Below are 16,177 nucleotides of genomic sequence, written 5' to 3'. Positions count from 1 at the left end.
CGGATCGCCGGCGGGAGCGATCGAGCGATCCACCCGACCCCGCCTGTTGGAGCATGCGGACCTGACAAATCCCGTGCATTTTTCGCGTATCCGGCGATAAACACCAAAAAAGGTCGGCTGTCTTGCGGCCCGTACCCCATTTGGGTGATGCTCTTTTCGCTGACTTGCATTAGAAGTTGTTTCAACGCAACCTGATTACTTTGCTGAAAAAAGCAGGCGGTCAACGTTGCGGATTGTCGAATTTACGATGCGTTTCCGGGAATGGGCAAGGACCCGGAAGCTGTTTGAGCAATGACGGGGGCGTGAAAAAGGCTTTCCAGCCATTGCCGAAAACAAGGATCGGAGCGGTTCCAGGAACCGTTCCGGGTTGAGGGACCCCCCGTCCGGTTTTCCTGGCCGGACGGAAACAAGGCTTTGCGGGACGATGTTGCAGTCCCGCAAAGCTTTTTTTATGCCTTCTTCACATCAGGCGAGGTTTACAGGTTCGCCCGCCCGCTCTCGGCGAAAATTATTGTGCGGCGCAGCATTTTTGCCGCATTTGTCGATTTTCATTTCAACTCCAAGGCATTAAGCTAATCATGGAGGCTGCTGACAATGCCGGCCAATTTCTCTTCGTCATCCGCGCGACAAGGCCTGGATGACGCCGAAGAAGGGGGAGGCAGTCGACAGCTGAGGGATCACGCTGATCCTTCCGTGGTGTTGGGGGGAAGATGACCAAGTGGGTCTATAGGTTCGGCGACGGACAGGCTGAGGGCGGCGCGCGCGACCATGAAATTCTCGGCGGCAAGGGCGCCAATCTCGCGGAAATGTGCGCCCTCGGCCTTCCCGTTCCGCCGGGACTGACGATCGTCAGCCACGCCTGCAGCACCTATTACAAGAATGGCGGCCATATCGAGGACGGGCTGAAGGCCGAAATTCGCGCCGGCATAGCGGCGATCGAGTCTATCACCGGCCGCCATTTCGGCTCCACCAGCCAGCCGCTCCTGCTCTCCGTGCGCTCCGGCGCCCGCGTCTCGATGCCCGGCATGATGGACACCGTGCTCAATCTCGGCCTCAACGACGAGACGGTGCAGGCGCTCGGTCACGATGCCGGCGACGCACGTTTTGCCTGGGACAGCTATCGCCGCTTCATCCAGATGTATGCCGATGTCGTCATGGGCCTCGGCAACGACGCCTTCGAGGAAATCCTCGAAGACGAGAAGGCGAGGCTCGGCCATGAATTCGATACCGAAATCAGCGCCACAGAATGGCAGCACATCGTCTCCCTCTACAAAAGGCTGATCGAGGAGGAGCTGGAGCAACACTTCCCGCAGGATCCGGAGGTCCAGCTCTGGGGCGCGGTCGGCGCCGTCTTTTCCAGCTGGAAGAGCGCGCGCGCCGTCACTTACCGCCAGCTCCACAATATTCCCGAAGGCTGGGGCACGGCGGTCAACATCCAGGCGATGGTGTTCGGCAATCTCGGCAACTCCTCGGCGACCGGTGTCGCCTTCACCCGCAACCCCTCGACCGGCGAGAAGACGCTCTACGGCGAATTCCTCGTCAACGCGCAAGGCGAGGATGTTGTTGCCGGCATCCGCACGCCGCAGAGCATCACCGAGGAGGGGCGGATTTCATCCGGCTCGGAAAAACCCTCGATGGAAAAGCTGATGCCGGAGGCCTTTCACGAACTCAGCCGCATCTGTTCCGAGCTCGAAGTCCATTACCGCGACATGCAGGACATCGAATTCACCATCGAGCGCGGCAGGCTGTGGATGCTGCAGACCCGCGCCGGCAAGCGCTCGACGCGGGCGGCGATGAAGATCGCCGTCGACATGGTCGACGAAAGGGTGATCACCGAGGAGGAGGCGGTGCTGCGCATCGAGCCCTCCAGCCTCGACCAGCTCTTGCATCCGACGATCGATCCGCGCGTCACCCGCCAGGTGATCGGCACCGGCCTGCCGGCCTCACCGGGGGCGGCCACCGGCGCCATCGTCTTTACCGCCGAAGAGGCGGTCGAGGCCGAGGCCGAGGGCCGCAAGGTCATCCTGCTGCGGGTCGAGACCAGCCCGGAAGATATTCATGGCATGCATGCGGCCGAGGGCATCCTGACGACGCGCGGCGGCATGACCAGCCATGCGGCGGTTGTCGCCCGCGGCATGGGCACGCCTTGCGTTGTCGGCGCCGGCACCATGCGCATCGATCAACGCAACGAGCGACTGCTCGGCATCGGCGTCACCCTGAAGAAGGGCGATATCATCACCATCGACGGCTCGGCCGGCCAGGTGCTGAAGGGCGAGGTGCCGATGATCCAGCCGGAGCTTTCGGGCGATTTCGGCCGCATCATGGGCTGGGCCGACCGGGCGCGCCGAATGACAGTGCGCACCAATGCCGATACGCCGGCGGATGCCCGCGCCGCCCGCTCCTTCGGCGCCGAGGGCATCGGCCTTTGCCGCACCGAGCACATGTTCTTCGAGGGCGAGCGCATCCATGTCATGCGCGAGATGATCCTCGCCGAAGATGAGAAGGGCAGGCGGCTGGCGCTCGACAAACTCCTGCCGATGCAGCGCTTGGATTTCACCGGCCTTTTTACCGTCATGCACGGCCTGCCGGTGACGATCCGCCTGCTCGATCCGCCGCTGCACGAATTCCTGCCGAAGACCGATGACGAGGTGGCCGAGGTCGCCTTCGCCATGGGCATGGAGCCGCAGGCGCTGCGCCAGCGCGTCGATGCTCTGCATGAGTTCAACCCGATGCTCGGCCACCGCGGCTGCCGGCTGGCGATCTCCTATCCTGAGATCGCCGAGATGCAGGCCCGCGCCATCTTCGAGGCGGCGGTGGCCGCAGCCCAGGAGACCGGGGCGGCCGTCGTGCCTGAAATCATGGTGCCGCTGGTCGGCCTGCGCTCCGAGCTCGATTACGTCAAGGCGCGTATCGACGAGGTCGCCGGCGATGTCATGGCCGAGGCCGGCATGAAGATCGATTATCTCGTCGGCACGATGATCGAGCTGCCGCGCGCAGCGCTGCGTGCGCATGTGATTGCCGAAGCCGCCGAATTCTTCTCCTTCGGCACCAACGACCTGACACAGACCACCTTCGGCATCTCGCGCGACGACGCCTCCGCCTTCATCCCGACCTATCAGCGCAAGGGCATCATCGAGCACGACCCCTTCATCTCGCTCGATTTCGACGGCGTCGGCGAATTGATCAGCATCGCCGCTGAACGCGGCCGGCGCACCCGCAACGACATGAAGCTCGGCATCTGCGGCGAACATGGCGGCGACCCGGCCTCGATCCGCTTCTGCGAGACGATCGGCCTCGATTACGTCTCCTGCTCGCCGTTCCGCGTGCCGATCGCCCGACTGGCGGCGGCGCAGGCGGTCATTGCAGCGGGCCTGAAGGACGGCTGAGCAAGTAGGAGTGGCCGCGTTAGTGATAATGCCGCCAGTGGCGGCGATAGACATAAGGCCCGTTGAGATCCCAGGCCATGCTCTGCATCAGCTCCGCGCTTTGCGCCCGCGACTCCGCCCGCCGGTCGAGATCGATGCGCTGCAGGCAGGTGGCGAACCCATCAGAGCCGCGGCGGAAGCCATAACTCAGGCACTGCCGCTCATCCGCCGCCCGCCGCTCCTCCGGCGTCATCGTCTGGCAGGCGGAAAGGCCAGCGGCGAGAAGGGTGATGAGGAGGGCGATGCGCATCGGGCTATTCCTTGCTTTTCCCTGAGGAAATGCCATTCGGGTGCGGGCGTCAAGCGGGGAGGCCACGCGGCCCGCGCCTGATTTCGGCGCGGATGGCTGGCGTCTGTGAAGGTTTCTCCCGATTACCCCACCCTCCGTAATCCTCGGTCCTGAGCCGAGGATCGGCCTTGAACCGAGCATCCACGCCGCATCCATCGGCAGCAGTTGCATGGATCCCAGGCTCAAGGCCTGGGATGACGGAGAGTGGGGTTGCCGTTTTCGCCAGAGCCGCCGCCAGAGTAGGGAGACTCCGCACAAGAACGAGCGAGTGTCCGCCCCACCCTCCGTAATCCGAGCATCCACGCCGCATCCATAGACGGCAGTTGCATGGATCCCAGGCTCAAGGCCTGGGATGACGGAGAGTGTGGTTGCCGTTTTCGTCAAAGCCGCCAAAGTAGGGAGACTCCGCACGATAACGAGCGAGTGTGACGATGCCGGTTACGCCGCCCCGGCCGGATCGCCGATCGGCAGCAGTGCCGGGTCGAGCGGCGGATCCTGCGGGTTCTTGGTATCGCCGGGGTCCTGCACCGGCGTCAGCGGCGGCTTCTGCTGGGTGGGGTCGGGAATGCCGGGCGTCGGCGTCGGGCCGCGTGGCGTATCGGTCGTCGGTGTCGGGATCGGATCTCTGTTCGGCATGATCGCCTCCTTTTCGACAAGGGAACGGCATCGCCGGGAGATGGTTCCACTTTCACAAGCCGGCATTCCTCTGTATGAGGAAGCCTCTCAAGCATGGAACCAGCATGGCCATCCGCGATCGATTTTCGAAGAAACTGAACTGCCCGCAATGCGGCAATAGCGGCTTTGCCGAGGCCTCGGAGATCGACGATCCCAAGCGCAAGCATCCGGATTTCAAGGTCGATCAGCTGCCGCGCGGCTTTGGCGTGCAGCGCCCTTCCAACCACCAGGAAAGCTTCATGCTCAAATGCGAATGCGGCCGCAAGTTTCCCTTCCGCAGCCTGGCGGAGGCCGCGGCCGAGCGGCGCTGATTCAGGAGCTCAGATCCGCTCCAGCACCTCGACGAAGGCATCGGCGAAGCGCACCAGATGCGCGGTTTCCTGGTCGGGCGCCTGCATGCGGATTTCGGTGCCGGCATAATCGAGCAGCGCCAGCACGACGCGCATCTCGCTTCCGCCATCGGGAATGCGCAGCACCGCGATGCGCCGGCAATCCGCGACGAGCCCTGCGGCCGGCAGGTCGAACAGAAGCTCGCCGCCCGCCCGGTTCGCCGCCTGGCGCACCGCCTCGCAGAAGCCGGCATCGCCGCCGGCATAGCCTTCGAGTGAAAGTTCGAGCTCGACGAGCTCCATCGGCAGCACCGGCTCGCTGTGGTCGATCCCGCCAAGCGCAGACGCCTGCGGCCTTGCTGCTATCTCGGGTGAAATCATCCCGCCTCTCCTTGCCTTAAACCGGAGATGAAACCGCGGCAGAATGACCTTTTTTTGACATATCAGCAAGGGCTGATGGATCGGCCCGGCCATCGCCTCGGCATCTCAGGTGAATTCCCTTTGATATTCCGAGACAACAGTTTCAATTCAGCCGAATCTTTGCCCGGATCCGGATGATTTTGGGCCGGGCTGGCCTAAAATCTGAATCCGGATCTAAATCAAGGAAATAGAGCATGATGTCGTCCGAAAACCGCTTCACACTTTTCGGCATCATGCTCTAAACAGGGATATGGCGATTTGCGTGGTTGAGGGCGCGGCGCTGACGAGCAACCGGTAAGTTTGATGGCCATCCGTTACGACCGTCCCGTTTCCAGCGCCGCCCGCTTTTCGCGGCTGCTCGGGGCGTTTTGCCTGGTGCTGGCGCTGGCGGTGCTGATCGCCCATCGCTTCGGCGGGCTTGCCACCCCCTATCTCGTGCTGCTCCTGATCACCGCCACCGGCTTCGCGCTGCTGGCCGCGCTGCTTGCCGCAATCGGCCTGCGCAGCCTCTGGATGACGGGGGCCGAAGGCGGGCTGGCCGCACTCGCCGCGCTGATCTACGCCGCCTTTCCGCTCGGCATCGGCGCCTTTGCCGCCGAGCGCTATTTGACGCTGCCCGATATCTACGACGTCTCCACCGATCCGGTCTCGGCCCCCGACTGGCTGTCGACCCCGAAGGCCGATCAGATCTGGCTGAAGCGCAATCTCGTGACGCCGGAGGATCGCGAAAAGCAGCTGGCCGCCTATCCCGAACTCACCGGCCGGCGTTACGAAGGCGCGCTCGACCGCGTGCTGGAGGCGGTGCGCAAGGTCGCCAAGCAGAGCGGCTTTACCATCGTGACAAGCACCGGCACCACAGAGCCCGAAGGCGATCTCGAGGACCGGCCGGCCAAGCCCGCGCCCGGCGACGACGCCGTCGCCGATGCGCCCGGCATCATCCCCGTGCCGACGCCGCGCCCCTATGACGACGATGTCGCCAAGTTGATCCGCGGCGCCAATGGCGTGACGCTGCAGGCGACCACCCGCACGCTGATCCTCGGCCTGCGCTTCGATATCCTCATTCGCCTGCGCGAAGAGGCCGAAACCACCTTCGTCGACATCCGCGTCGCCTCCCGCTACGGCCAACACGACCTCGGCTTCAGCGCCGAGGTTGCCGGCGATTATCTGAAGGCGCTGGATGCCGAGTTGCTGGGGCTTGCGGGTGGGTGAGCAACGGTGGCGCAAAGCGCCAGCAATCGATCCGGCGAATCGATTGCAGTTGCGAACGCCCTGAGCCCAAGCGAAGGGCCGGGAGAGGGTGCGGCAGGCTCGACACCAAAACGCTGCCTCGAATTCGACGCTCCTGCCATATCACCCCAACTAACCTCCCTCATTCCTGCGTCCTCAGGGCTTTGCCACGCACAACGATCAGCCCTCATCCTGAGGTGCCCCGCAGGGGCCTCGAAGGACGAGGGCGGGTGGTTCCAGTGGCCAGCCCCGTCCTTCGAGGCTTCGCCCTATGGGCTGCGCACCTCAGGATGAGGCCGGAGAGAGGGCGCGCCGTGCCTGCCACGGCACACCGCAGAGAGGCTGGCAGGTGCCACGCACAACGATCAGCCCTCATCCTGAGGTGCCCCGCAGGGGCCTCGAAGGACGAGGGCGGGTGGCACCAGTGGCCAGCCCCGTCCTTCGAGGCTTCGCCCTATGGGCTACGCACCTCAGGATGAGGCTGGAGAGAGGGCGCGCCATCAGGCCGGAGAGAGGGCGCGCCGTGCCTGCCACGGCACGCCGCAGAGAGGCTGGCAGGTGCCACGCACAACGATCAGCCCTCATCCTGAGGTGCCCCCGCAGGGGCCTCGAAGGGCGAGGGCGGGTGGTTCCAGTGGCCAGCCCCTCCTTCGAGGCCTTGCCCTATGGGCTACGCACCTCAGGATGAGGCAGGAGAGGGCTCACTCCACCACCAACCACCCCGTATACCGCACGACCAACCCGGTCAGCCGCCCGCCGATCTCGACATGAAAATGGAATCGCCCCTCGCGCTCCTCCTCATAAGTATCGCCGCCCGGCGCCAGGAACAGCGGCAGCGGAATGCCGCAAAACCGCCAGCCGCGCACGACAAGCCGCAGCCTGTCGCCCTCCGGCACCAGCGCCAGCAGCACCCGGAACGGACCGAAGACCTCGGCGAGCAGGTGGCGATCGCGGCCGGTGCCCGCCGCCTGCCAGCTGCGAAACGTCTTCGCCCCGAAAGACCGCGTCCAGATCTCCCCGTCGCCATCGGCGGCAAAGCGCACCGCGACCGGCACATCGTCGCCCGCCGGGGGAAAGCCGATCACGCCGGCGACGAGCCGGGCGAGCAGCCCGCCGCCGCGCTCGATCCGCGCCCGGCCGGAGGCGAGGCGCGTGCCGCCGGCATGGATCGCGGCAAGGGCGGGCGGCAGCTGCTCAAAGGCGCTGCCGAGAATGCGCCGGTAGAGCGGCAGCGGCTCCTCCTCGTAGTCCAGCCGGATGCCCGAGGTGATCTTGAACCGCCGGAAGGCCACTTCGAAATCCGCAAGCGACAATTCCCCCGCCGCCGGCCGCGCGCCACTCTCGGGCCGGATGCCTTCAAGCAGCCGGCGCACCAGCGCCTCCACGCCGATGACCGGAATGAACGGCCCGTCATCGCCTTCAGCAATCAGATCCCAGCTGGATGTGATCCGCCGCCCATCGCGATCGAGCCCGCCGGCGCGCACGAACATGCCGCCGCGATGCGCGCCGAGGGCGAAGCGGTGGCTGGCTTCCTGCAGCACCCGCGAAAACGGCCTGAGCGACGGCAGCAGCCGGAGGCGCACCAGCCGGGCGGCAAGCCCAAGCAGCCGCTGCAGCGCCTGCGGCTCGGTGCCGACGCCGGTGAAGGTCGATTGCAGGCCGGGAACCTGCTGCGGCAGCAGCGCAAGATCGGGCGCATCGACCAGCAGGAAATTCCGGCTGGCGAGCGGCGCCACGCCGGGCGGCGCGATCGTCACCCGCATGTCGTCGATCAGCCCGGACCCTGCGGCCGGCCCCCCCTCGCGCAGCACCGCCACCGGCTTGCCGGCATAGCTTGCGATCGCCTTGACGACATTGAGGCCGATCTTGACATGCGCCGACGGGGCAATGCCCGCCGCCACGCTTTCGATGCGGGAGAACTGCGGCGCCATCGCCGCGAGTGCTGCGAAGGAGAGCGCCGGCAGGCTGCTGAGGCCGGAGAGCGCAAAGGTGCCCTTCGCCCGCGCCTCGGCATCGAGCCCGCCGATGCCGGCGACGAAGCCGGTGCTGTCGGCAAGATCGGCATAATCGATATCGAGCCCGATGCAGGCGCGCACCACCTTATAGGGGTCTTCCCCGAAACTCTGGAACGGCCCCGAGGCATCGACGACGAGATCCGGCCGCAGTCGCGTCAGCTGCTCGATGAGATCGCCGTCACGATCGAAGGCCACCGCCTGCAGCCACGCGCCGAGATCGTTGCCGCCGAGACGCCCGGCCCAACCTCTCGGCGAGCGCAGCTCCGCCACGAAATCATCCGCCTTTTCGAGCGAGCGTCCGGCGATCAACAGCCGGAGCCTGGGTTCATCGCCAAGCAGCCGGGCCAGCCGCCCGCCGAACGTGCCGTAACCGCCGATGATCAGCAGCGAGAGCCGGCCGCCGCTCATGTGATGAACCGGCTGCGCTGCTCCGCCGTCGGCACCATGCAGCTCTGCCGGCCGGCAATCTTCAGCCGGTTGCGGGCGATGAATTCATAGAGCGCATCGGCGACGCGCCGCGGCAGCAGCCGAAAGACCTTCACCAGCGAATAGGGAAAGCCGAGGCCGGCCACCATGCGGATCGTACCGTCCGACTTGAAGAAGGCGCGGCCATTCTCGATGAGGATATTGGTTTCATAATCGCGCTCATCCAGCCCATAATGCCGGTAAAGGGCGGCGCCGAGCGGCGTCTGGGCGGCGAGGAAGCGGTAGCGCCGCTTGCTGTCGTGCTTCAGCGCGAATTTCACCCAGCCGGAGCAGAAGACGCATTCGCCATCGAAAACGATCAATGGCTGGTCATCGGCGAAGGCGGGCACATCGGGATCGTTGCGATAGCTGTAAGCGGCGCGCGCCATGGTAATCTCCCCATCTCACGCTTACAACAGCCGGTAGGTGGCGGCAAGAGAAGGCGGCCCATCCGCCGCGATCTCGCCGCGCTCGACGAGATCCTCGATATGGGCGAGCACGGAAAGTGCTGCCGCCCCATGAAGCTTCGGATCGGTATCGCGATAGATCGCCTTCACCATCTCGGCAATCTGCCGGTCGCCCGCCCGGATGCGCTCGACGATCGCCCGCTCGCGCCCCAGCCGGTGCGCCTTCAGCGCTAGCAGGAAGGCGGCGGGCTGCGTGACCGACCCGCCATGGCCGGGCAGCAGAAGTCCGTCCTGGCGCTCTATCAGCCGCTCGAGCGAGGCCATGTAATCGGCCATCGAACCATCCGGCGGTGCGACGATCGAGGTCGACCAGGCCATGACATGATCGCCGGAGAACAGGATATCGCGGCCTTCGAGCGCGAAGGCGGCATGATTGGCCGTGTGCCCCGGCGTCGGCACCGATGTCAGCGCCCAGCCATCGCCGGATAGGGTCTCACCGTCACCGAGCGCGATATCCGGCACGAAGGCGAGATCCGAGCTCTCGGAAAAGGGATTGATCTCGCCGTCCCTGAGCGGCCGCGCCGGCCGATGCGGCCCCTGGCCCACCGTCACCGCCCCCGTTGCCGCCTGCAGCCGGCGGGCGAGCGGCGAGTGGTCGCGATGGGTGTGGCTGACGAAGATATGCGTCACCTCCCGGCCGGCGAGCGCCGCCATCAGCGCTCGATAATGCGCCTCGTCCTCCGGCCCGGGATCAATGACCGCGACCGAGGAAGCGCCGACGATGTAGCTGTTGGTGCCGTAAAAGGTGAAAGGCCCGGGATTCTCAGCCGTGATCCGCTCAACCCCGGGCGCCACCGGCACGGCGCGCCCATAGGCCGGCTCGAAAGCAAGGTCGAATGCGGGGCTTTCCATGAAGGCGATGATCTCGCGGCCGATGACGTCGCCCATTCCTAGCACGGCCCTTGGCGCTCTGCAGCGCATAAATCTGCGGCGTGCGCAACTTAGTCATTGTGACAGACGGAGAGCTTTGCTAATCAGGCGTCGATTTGAGCCGGCGCTTTGCGCCGAAAGCTCTGGTGGGGCGTAGCCAAGCGGTAAGGCAGCGGTTTTTGGTACCGCCATCCCCTGGTTCGAATCCAGGCGCCCCAGCCAGTCTAGTTTCCGGGACAAACTTAAATTCGCGCTGTGACCACTAAACGGCATCACATTGGCTTAATAATGCGTTATCCTTTCAATACCATTGTGGGTCTAGGCGCGGGAGGCAGAATGTCCGACTTTCTTGAATATTCTTTCCGCATAATCGGTCCTAAGCCCGAGACAATCGGCATGTCTCGCCTTGCCGTGTATATGCTCGAGCTTGCGAAGCTTATGGGAGCGACCGAGAACGTCCACTTCAAGGAACTTCGCGATCAGAGTGTGAGCATTGTTGCCGTAGCAGATGCCGAGTTGGTTGCGGTTATATCCCCGCGCATCCGCGAGGCCGCGCAAAATGATAACGATGCGGATGCATCTTCTCCGTGGCGGAAACTGAACGAGTACCTCGCTGAAGATGGATGGACGGCGGAGATGCCGCTGCCGAAAGGCGGTGAATTGATCTCGTTTCCAGGAGTTACGAAAGCATCTAAACCCATCCGCATCGTCAACCAGCATACGTCAGTGCAAGGTCGGCTAATCAGAATCGAAGGAGCGGGTGACACGATCAAGGTTGGCCTTGAGATCGATGGCGACCTGAACGCACGCATCTCTATCGATTCGATCCACGCCATATCGTTGGCGAAGCTCTTTCATCAGTTCGTTAGAGTGAGCGGTGACGGCAAATGGCGGCGCGATACCGCGGGAAAATGGTTCCTCGATAATCTAGCAGCCACATCGTTCGAAGCACTTGATGATGAGCCTCTAGCGGATACTTTGGGAAAACTGCGAGAAATCCTGCCCGATGAAGGTGGGGAGAACCTTGTCAAAGCACTGAGCGAGCTACGTCGAGCATGATCGTCGTCGATGCCGTATTTCTAGTCCTGATGATCGACCCCAAAAGTACGCAAGACAACGGCCGCGTCGACAAAGTGAAGCACTTCGTCCGTGGGCTTTCCAGAGCAAACAGCGTGGTGATGATACCTGCACCGGTGATCGCCGAACTTGTTGCTGGCCGAGCGCAAAAAATCGAGGAGGTCGTCGAGACCATCAGGCGCCTCAAAGGTTTCACCGTGCAGCCCTTTGATGAAGTAATTGCCATCGAAACTGGAGAACGAATTGCAAGTCATCAGGCGAGCTTGCAGCCGCAGGATCGCGCGCCGCATTGGAAAGTCACCATGAAGTACGATGCGATCATAGCAGCGACAGCCATCGTGAGAGGCGCGAGTGATTTATACACTGACGACCCGAACCTGGGTAAATATCTCAAGGGCACGTCCGTCACGCTGCGCCTGATCGATGATCTGCCATCGCCTCCGGAAGAGCCACAACGGAAACTAGATCTATAACTCCTATTCAACAGCAAAGTGTGAATGGCCTTAGCAGACGAAAGGGCCAAGGTGTCGATCACCTTGGCCGTCTCATTTTCTGTCCCTCTAGCGAAGGGGCTCCGGGCGCGAGCCTCAGGCCGAGCCCCGAAAGATCAATGTCAATCCTAGCTGACGCGGAGAGATGTGAACGGACGGTGTCTGCTGGAGTATACCCTACTGGACGATGATGCGGGACTGTTTGGAGTCACGCCCTTGGTGACTTTTGACCGCCATTTCCTCGGCGGTAAGCTCAAGCGTGTATTCGTCGATTGCTGGGAGGTAGTGGATTGGCAGCGGGTTCTTTGCGCGCGGATTATGCACTACTGCCATCGGTTCCGATTTGTGCAGCGTAGAACCGTAGCCGAGATGCGAAGTTTTTAAACTAACGATTGTCCTTAGATGTATCGCCTTTCGCTCTTCTATGCCAGCGGGGAACGCCGTCAGCCTCGAACAAAACAGGCGCAGTAAGAACGCTTGGCGGTCGCGTCTAAGGTGAGGGTAAACCTTGCCGTTACGATGGTTTTGGCCGCAGCCGGATACTCTCGCTACGTTCACAGGTGGGAAAGCTGCTCTACCCGCGCTCTGCGAACAACCGCACCCCCGTCAACTCCGCCAGCCTCCCCAACAACGCATCCTGAAACTCAACATCGGTCACCTCCTCCGCCGCCTCCCGCCGCTGCCGGTGATACCAATACCCACCACTGACCTTGGCCGCCTCATCATCGCTCGTTGCCAGCCACGTCTGCGTCAGATGCCCCATCTCCAGATCATCCGGCGCGCCGGCGCCGCCCATTTTGGTCGGCACCCAGCCGGGGTCGACGGCGTTGCTGAGAACATCCGGCCAGTGGCGGGCGAGGGCGGCGGCGAGGGTGGCGATGTAGAGCTTGCTGTCCGAATAGGCCTGGCTGGCGTTCCATGGCCGCCGCTTCCAGTCGATATCGTCAAGGCTGCTGGTGCCGCTGCGGTGCATGCCGCTCGTGAGATAGATCAGGCGGTCGGGGCGGGTGATCCAGGCGGTGAGGAGATAGGGGGCGAGCAGGTTGACCGCCAGCGTCTTGGCGTGGCCTTCCGGCGTGTCGCCGCGGCTCCGTTCGAGGTAGATGCCGGCATTGTGGATGACGGCGTCCATGCGGCCGATGGCGTTGACCTGTTCGGCGATGGAGCGGGTTTCGGCGGCGCTGGCGAGATCGCCGATAACGAGGCCGAGGGCGGTGGCTGAGGTTTCCGCGATGGCGGCGGCGCGCTCGCGGGAGCGGGCGTGGAGGACGACGTCATGGCCTTGGCTGATGAGGGTGCGGGCGGCGGCAAGCCCGAGGCCATCGGTGGAACCGGTGATGAAGATGCGGCTCATGGCGTTTCCTTTCGCGATGGTGGGGGTGGGGGAGACAAGCAATTTTGCAGAATTCGGCAGCCGATGCCACCGGCCGACGTGAGTTGGCGGCCCGCATTGCGCCGCAAGCAGACATGCCGTTTGGGCGGCGTGCTGGTTGCGGCGCTTGCCCGGGTGTAGACTGCCGGCCCTGTTGCATGTTCAAGCAAGGCAACGATGATGAATACCCCCGCGCACGATCGGAAGCTGCTTGCGATTCTGGCAGTGGATATGGTTGGCTACTCGAAGGCGATGGAGGCCGATGAGGCCGGCACCATCAGGCGGCTGAAGGCCAGCCGCGCCGACCTGATCAATCCCGCCATCTCCGAGCACCATGGCACCGTTATCAAGCTGATGGGCGATGGCGCGCTCGTCGCCTTCGACAGCGTGGTTGATGCGGTTGCCTGCGCCGCGGAGTTTCAGAATAGCGTGGCGGCACGCAACGCAGACCTGCCGGCGCCTGAGCGCATCGCATTCCGCGTCGGGATCAATCTGGGCGATGTCGCCTTGGTGGATGGCGATCTGTATGGAGATGGAGTGAATGTCGCCGCGCGACTGGAGCATTACGCCGAACCGGGGGGCGTGATGGTGTCGGGGACGGCATATGATCATCTCCAGGGCAAACTCGACTGGCCGCTGGATTTCGCCGGCGACCAGCAGATCAGGAACATCAGCCGCCCGGTGCGGATGTATCGGCTGAGACTCGACGGCAAACGGGCGCGTCGCCCGCTTCTGGGAATGATACCACGCTGGTCCGGGACGGTTGCGGCGGCGATCGTCGCCTTGGCTCTGGCCGGCGGCGGGGCCGCCTGGTGGTTCCTCCAGCCGGAAATGCCGACTGGCAAGCCTTCGGTAGCGGTGCTGCCCTTCGAAAATTATGGCGGCGACGAGGCAAGCGGGCGCCTGGCCAATGGCCTGACCGAGGACGTCATCACCGACCTCGCGCGGTTTCCCGAATTCGACGTGGTTGCGCGCAATTCGACGGAAGCTTACAAGGGCAGGCCGGTGGATGCCCTTCAGGTTGCAGCTGCGCTCCATGTCGGCTTTGTCCTGGAAGGCTCCATCCAGCAGCAGAGTGGGCGGGTACGGATCACTGCACAGTTGATCGATGCAAAAACCGGCCGCCATCTTTGGTCGGAGAATTGGGATCGGCCCGCCGAGGACGTATTCGCCGTTCAGACCGAAATCGCAGAGCAGGTCGCCAACCGCCTCGGCGGCGGAATGGGACTGATTCAAGAGGCCGGGCGGGCTGCAGCCAAACGCAAACGGCCTGAAAACCTGAACGCCTATGACTATTACCTGCTCGGGTCCGAGAAGATCGAAAAGCTCACCAAAGCCGATGACGAGGAGGCCATCACCTTTCTCAATCGCGCCGTGGAGCTGGATCCCGGGCTGGCACGGGCCTGGGTAGAACTTTACCACGCTCATGATCTGATGGGTGTGTTCGGCGTCGATCCCGAGGGCAACCGCAAGGCGGCTGCCGATGTAGCCGAACGCGCGGTGCGGCTCGATCCGCGCGATGCCGAAGCACACGTGGTGTTTGCGATGAGCCTTGCCAATAAGGGCGACATGGGCCGCGCCAAGTCCGAATTCGACACGGCCCTTCGCCTCGCTCCGGGCTCGTCGGAAATCCTGACTTTTTACAGCGGCTTTGCCGCACGGTTAGGAGAGCCGGAACGTGGCGCTCAAATGGTCGACAAGGTCATGCGGCTCGACCCGAACTATCCGATGTGGGCATCCAACTTCTTCGCACCGGCCTATTTCATGGCGGGGCGGTATCAGGACGCGGTGACGATGCTGGAGCGCATGACGCCCAACAACTACCAAAGGTGGACTTGGGTGGTCCGCAGCAGCTCTCTTGCAGCACTGGGTCGAACCGAAGAGGCGAAAGCTTCAGCCATGGAGGCTGTCAAACAGCACCCCGAGGTGACCGTCGAGAGCATGATCAACGAACCCGGCCTGAGCACAATCGAGCGCAACCGGTTCATAGAGACGATGCCACTCGCCGGCTTCCCGGCATGCGCCAGGCCCGAGGTGCTGGCGAAACTCGCCAAACCTGTGCGACTGCCGGAATGCGAGGCGGGGAAGGCAGAGCCTCTCCAGCAGCCATAAAACAGCCTGCTTGCGAGCCGCCGGTGGATGTTGCGGCACGCAGTTTTGGCGGGTGGATCGATGCGGGATTTGGGTTTCCGGTGTTTGGTGGGGATCGGCATCCCGGAGCCGCGGGGTGCGGGGAGGTTGGAGCTTGGCAGGGCGCCTCCACGCACTCCGTCATCCCAGGCCTTGAGCCTGGGATCCACGCGGTGAGTGCGGTGTTGGTCGTCGGCACTGCAAACGGCAGGGGCAGCCTGTCTGTGAACGTATGTATGTCGAGCGCTGCGTGTGGATCCCAGGGTCATGCCCTGGGATGACGGAGGGTGGGGTGGGGCTCGGGCTGGAACCGCGATGCCGTCGGCCGGATGACGGAGAGTGGGAGCGCCGGCGAAAACGGCGGCGGCATGGATCCCGACGCCGCGGAGTGCGGCAAGGTTGGAGCTTGGCAGGGCGCCTCCACACACTCCGTCATCCCAGGCCTTGAGCCTGGGATGCATGCGCCGAGTGCGGTGTTGGCCGTCGGCACTGGAAACGGCAGGGGCAGCCTGTCTGTAAACGTATGTACGTCGAGCGCTGCATGTGGATCCCAGGGTCAAGCCCTGGGATGACGGAGATTGGGGTGAGGCTCGGGCTGGAACCGCGATGCCGTCGGCCGGATGACGGAAAGTGGGGTGCGCGCCGGCGAAAACGGCGGCGGCTTGGCCGCCGCGGGGTGCGGCAAGGTTGGAATTTGGCAGGGCGCCTCCACACACTCCGTCGTCCCAGGCCTTGAGCCTGGGATCCGTGCGCCGAGTGCGGTGTTGGCCGTCGGCACTGGAAACGGCAGGGGCAGCCTGTCTGTGAACGTATGTACGTCGAGCGCTGCGTGTGGATCCCAGGGTCATGCCCTGGGATGACGGAGATTGGGGTGAGGCTCGGGCTGGAACCGCGATGCCGTCGGCCGGATGACGGAGAGTGGGGT

At 63.9% G+C, this 16,177-nt stretch carries 13 protein-coding genes and 1 tRNA gene; 7 read left to right on the top strand and 7 right to left on the bottom strand.

Annotation, left to right across the window (positions count from 1 at the left end; translation table 11 throughout):
* The first annotated feature begins 710 nt into the window (after positions 1–710).
* A complete protein-coding gene (gene ppdK, locus PYR71_RS00215) occupies positions 711–3,386 on the top strand; it encodes a pyruvate, phosphate dikinase (protein ID WP_275617799.1) in 2,676 nt (891 codons plus the stop codon).
* Between the two features lie 19 nt (positions 3,387–3,405).
* Here ppdK and PYR71_RS00210 read toward each other — a convergent pair whose 3' ends face one another.
* On the bottom strand, positions 3,406–3,675 hold the full coding sequence (locus PYR71_RS00210; protein WP_275617798.1) for a hypothetical protein: 270 nt from the start codon (positions 3,673–3,675) through the stop codon (positions 3,406–3,408).
* Between the two features lie 477 nt (positions 3,676–4,152).
* Complete coding sequence (locus PYR71_RS00205) at positions 4,153–4,350, bottom strand: hypothetical protein (RefSeq protein WP_096477303.1); 198 nt, start codon at positions 4,348–4,350, stop codon at positions 4,153–4,155.
* Positions 4,351–4,454: 104 nt separating this feature from the next.
* Between PYR71_RS00205 and PYR71_RS00200 the strand changes: the two genes are divergently transcribed.
* Entirely contained in the window at positions 4,455–4,700 is a 246-nt protein-coding gene (locus tag PYR71_RS00200) for a hypothetical protein (protein ID WP_064686508.1), read from the top strand.
* Positions 4,701–4,709: 9 nt separating this feature from the next.
* On the opposite strand, the gene PYR71_RS00195 is transcribed toward PYR71_RS00200, so the two are convergent.
* Positions 4,710–5,099 carry a hypothetical protein gene (locus PYR71_RS00195; RefSeq protein ID WP_275617797.1) on the bottom strand — a complete coding sequence of 130 codons (390 nt, stop codon included), beginning with the start codon at positions 5,097–5,099 and terminating at the stop codon, positions 4,710–4,712.
* 342 nt (positions 5,100–5,441) lie between these two features.
* Between PYR71_RS00195 and PYR71_RS00190 the strand changes: the two genes are divergently transcribed.
* The gene (locus PYR71_RS00190) at positions 5,442–6,347 is read left to right on the top strand and encodes a DUF1499 domain-containing protein (RefSeq protein ID WP_275617796.1); all 906 of its coding nucleotides are present in this window, start codon (positions 5,442–5,444) and stop codon (positions 6,345–6,347) included.
* Between the two features lie 719 nt (positions 6,348–7,066).
* Here PYR71_RS00190 and PYR71_RS00185 read toward each other — a convergent pair.
* The 3 genes from PYR71_RS00185 to PYR71_RS00175 are packed head-to-tail and all read right to left on the bottom strand — an operon-like array spanning position 7,067 to position 10,164.
* Positions 7,067–8,788 (bottom strand): saccharopine dehydrogenase family protein, encoded by a 1,722-nt coding sequence (locus PYR71_RS00185; RefSeq protein ID WP_275617795.1) that lies wholly within the window; start codon positions 8,786–8,788, stop codon positions 7,067–7,069.
* Positions 8,785–9,234: a thiol-disulfide oxidoreductase DCC family protein gene (locus PYR71_RS00180; protein WP_275617794.1), complete on the bottom strand. Its 450-nt coding sequence runs from the start codon at positions 9,232–9,234 to the stop codon at positions 8,785–8,787. Before PYR71_RS00180 ends, PYR71_RS00185 begins: the two co-directional genes overlap by 4 nt.
* A 21-nt stretch (positions 9,235–9,255) precedes the next feature.
* Positions 9,256–10,164 (bottom strand): MBL fold metallo-hydrolase, encoded by a 909-nt coding sequence (locus tag PYR71_RS00175; RefSeq protein ID WP_275618442.1) that lies wholly within the window; start codon positions 10,162–10,164, stop codon positions 9,256–9,258.
* A 165-nt stretch (positions 10,165–10,329) separates the two neighbouring features.
* Here PYR71_RS00175 and PYR71_RS00170 point away from each other — a divergent pair.
* The 3 genes from PYR71_RS00170 (at position 10,330) to PYR71_RS00160 (ending at position 11,732) form a co-directional block, all read left to right on the top strand.
* Positions 10,330–10,404: transfer RNA gene (locus PYR71_RS00170), tRNA-Gln, on the top strand.
* A 114-nt stretch (positions 10,405–10,518) separates the two neighbouring features.
* Positions 10,519–11,241, top strand: a complete 723-nt coding sequence (locus PYR71_RS00165) for a hypothetical protein (RefSeq protein ID WP_275617793.1) — start codon at positions 10,519–10,521, stop codon at positions 11,239–11,241.
* Positions 11,238–11,732 (top strand): type II toxin-antitoxin system VapC family toxin, encoded by a 495-nt coding sequence (locus PYR71_RS00160; protein WP_132613195.1) that lies wholly within the window; start codon positions 11,238–11,240, stop codon positions 11,730–11,732. The genes PYR71_RS00165 and PYR71_RS00160 overlap by 4 nt, the downstream gene beginning before the upstream one ends.
* Positions 11,733–12,324: 592 nt before the next feature.
* Here PYR71_RS00160 and PYR71_RS00155 read toward each other — a convergent pair.
* Complete coding sequence (locus PYR71_RS00155; RefSeq protein WP_275617792.1) at positions 12,325–13,104, bottom strand: SDR family NAD(P)-dependent oxidoreductase; 780 nt, start codon at positions 13,102–13,104, stop codon at positions 12,325–12,327.
* A 198-nt stretch (positions 13,105–13,302) separates the two neighbouring features.
* Between PYR71_RS00155 and PYR71_RS00150 the strand changes: the two genes are divergently transcribed.
* Entirely contained in the window at positions 13,303–15,234 is a 1,932-nt protein-coding gene (locus PYR71_RS00150) for an adenylate/guanylate cyclase domain-containing protein (protein ID WP_275618441.1), read from the top strand.
* The last annotated feature ends 943 nt before the right edge of the window (positions 15,235–16,177 follow it).

It is taken from the genome of Rhizobium mulingense (assembly GCF_029194105.1).
GTDB classification, from domain to species: domain Bacteria; phylum Pseudomonadota; class Alphaproteobacteria; order Rhizobiales; family Rhizobiaceae; genus Rhizobium; species Rhizobium mulingense.
Note: the sequence above shows the minus strand (reverse complement) of the source record. Positions and strands in the feature narration are given on the sequence as shown.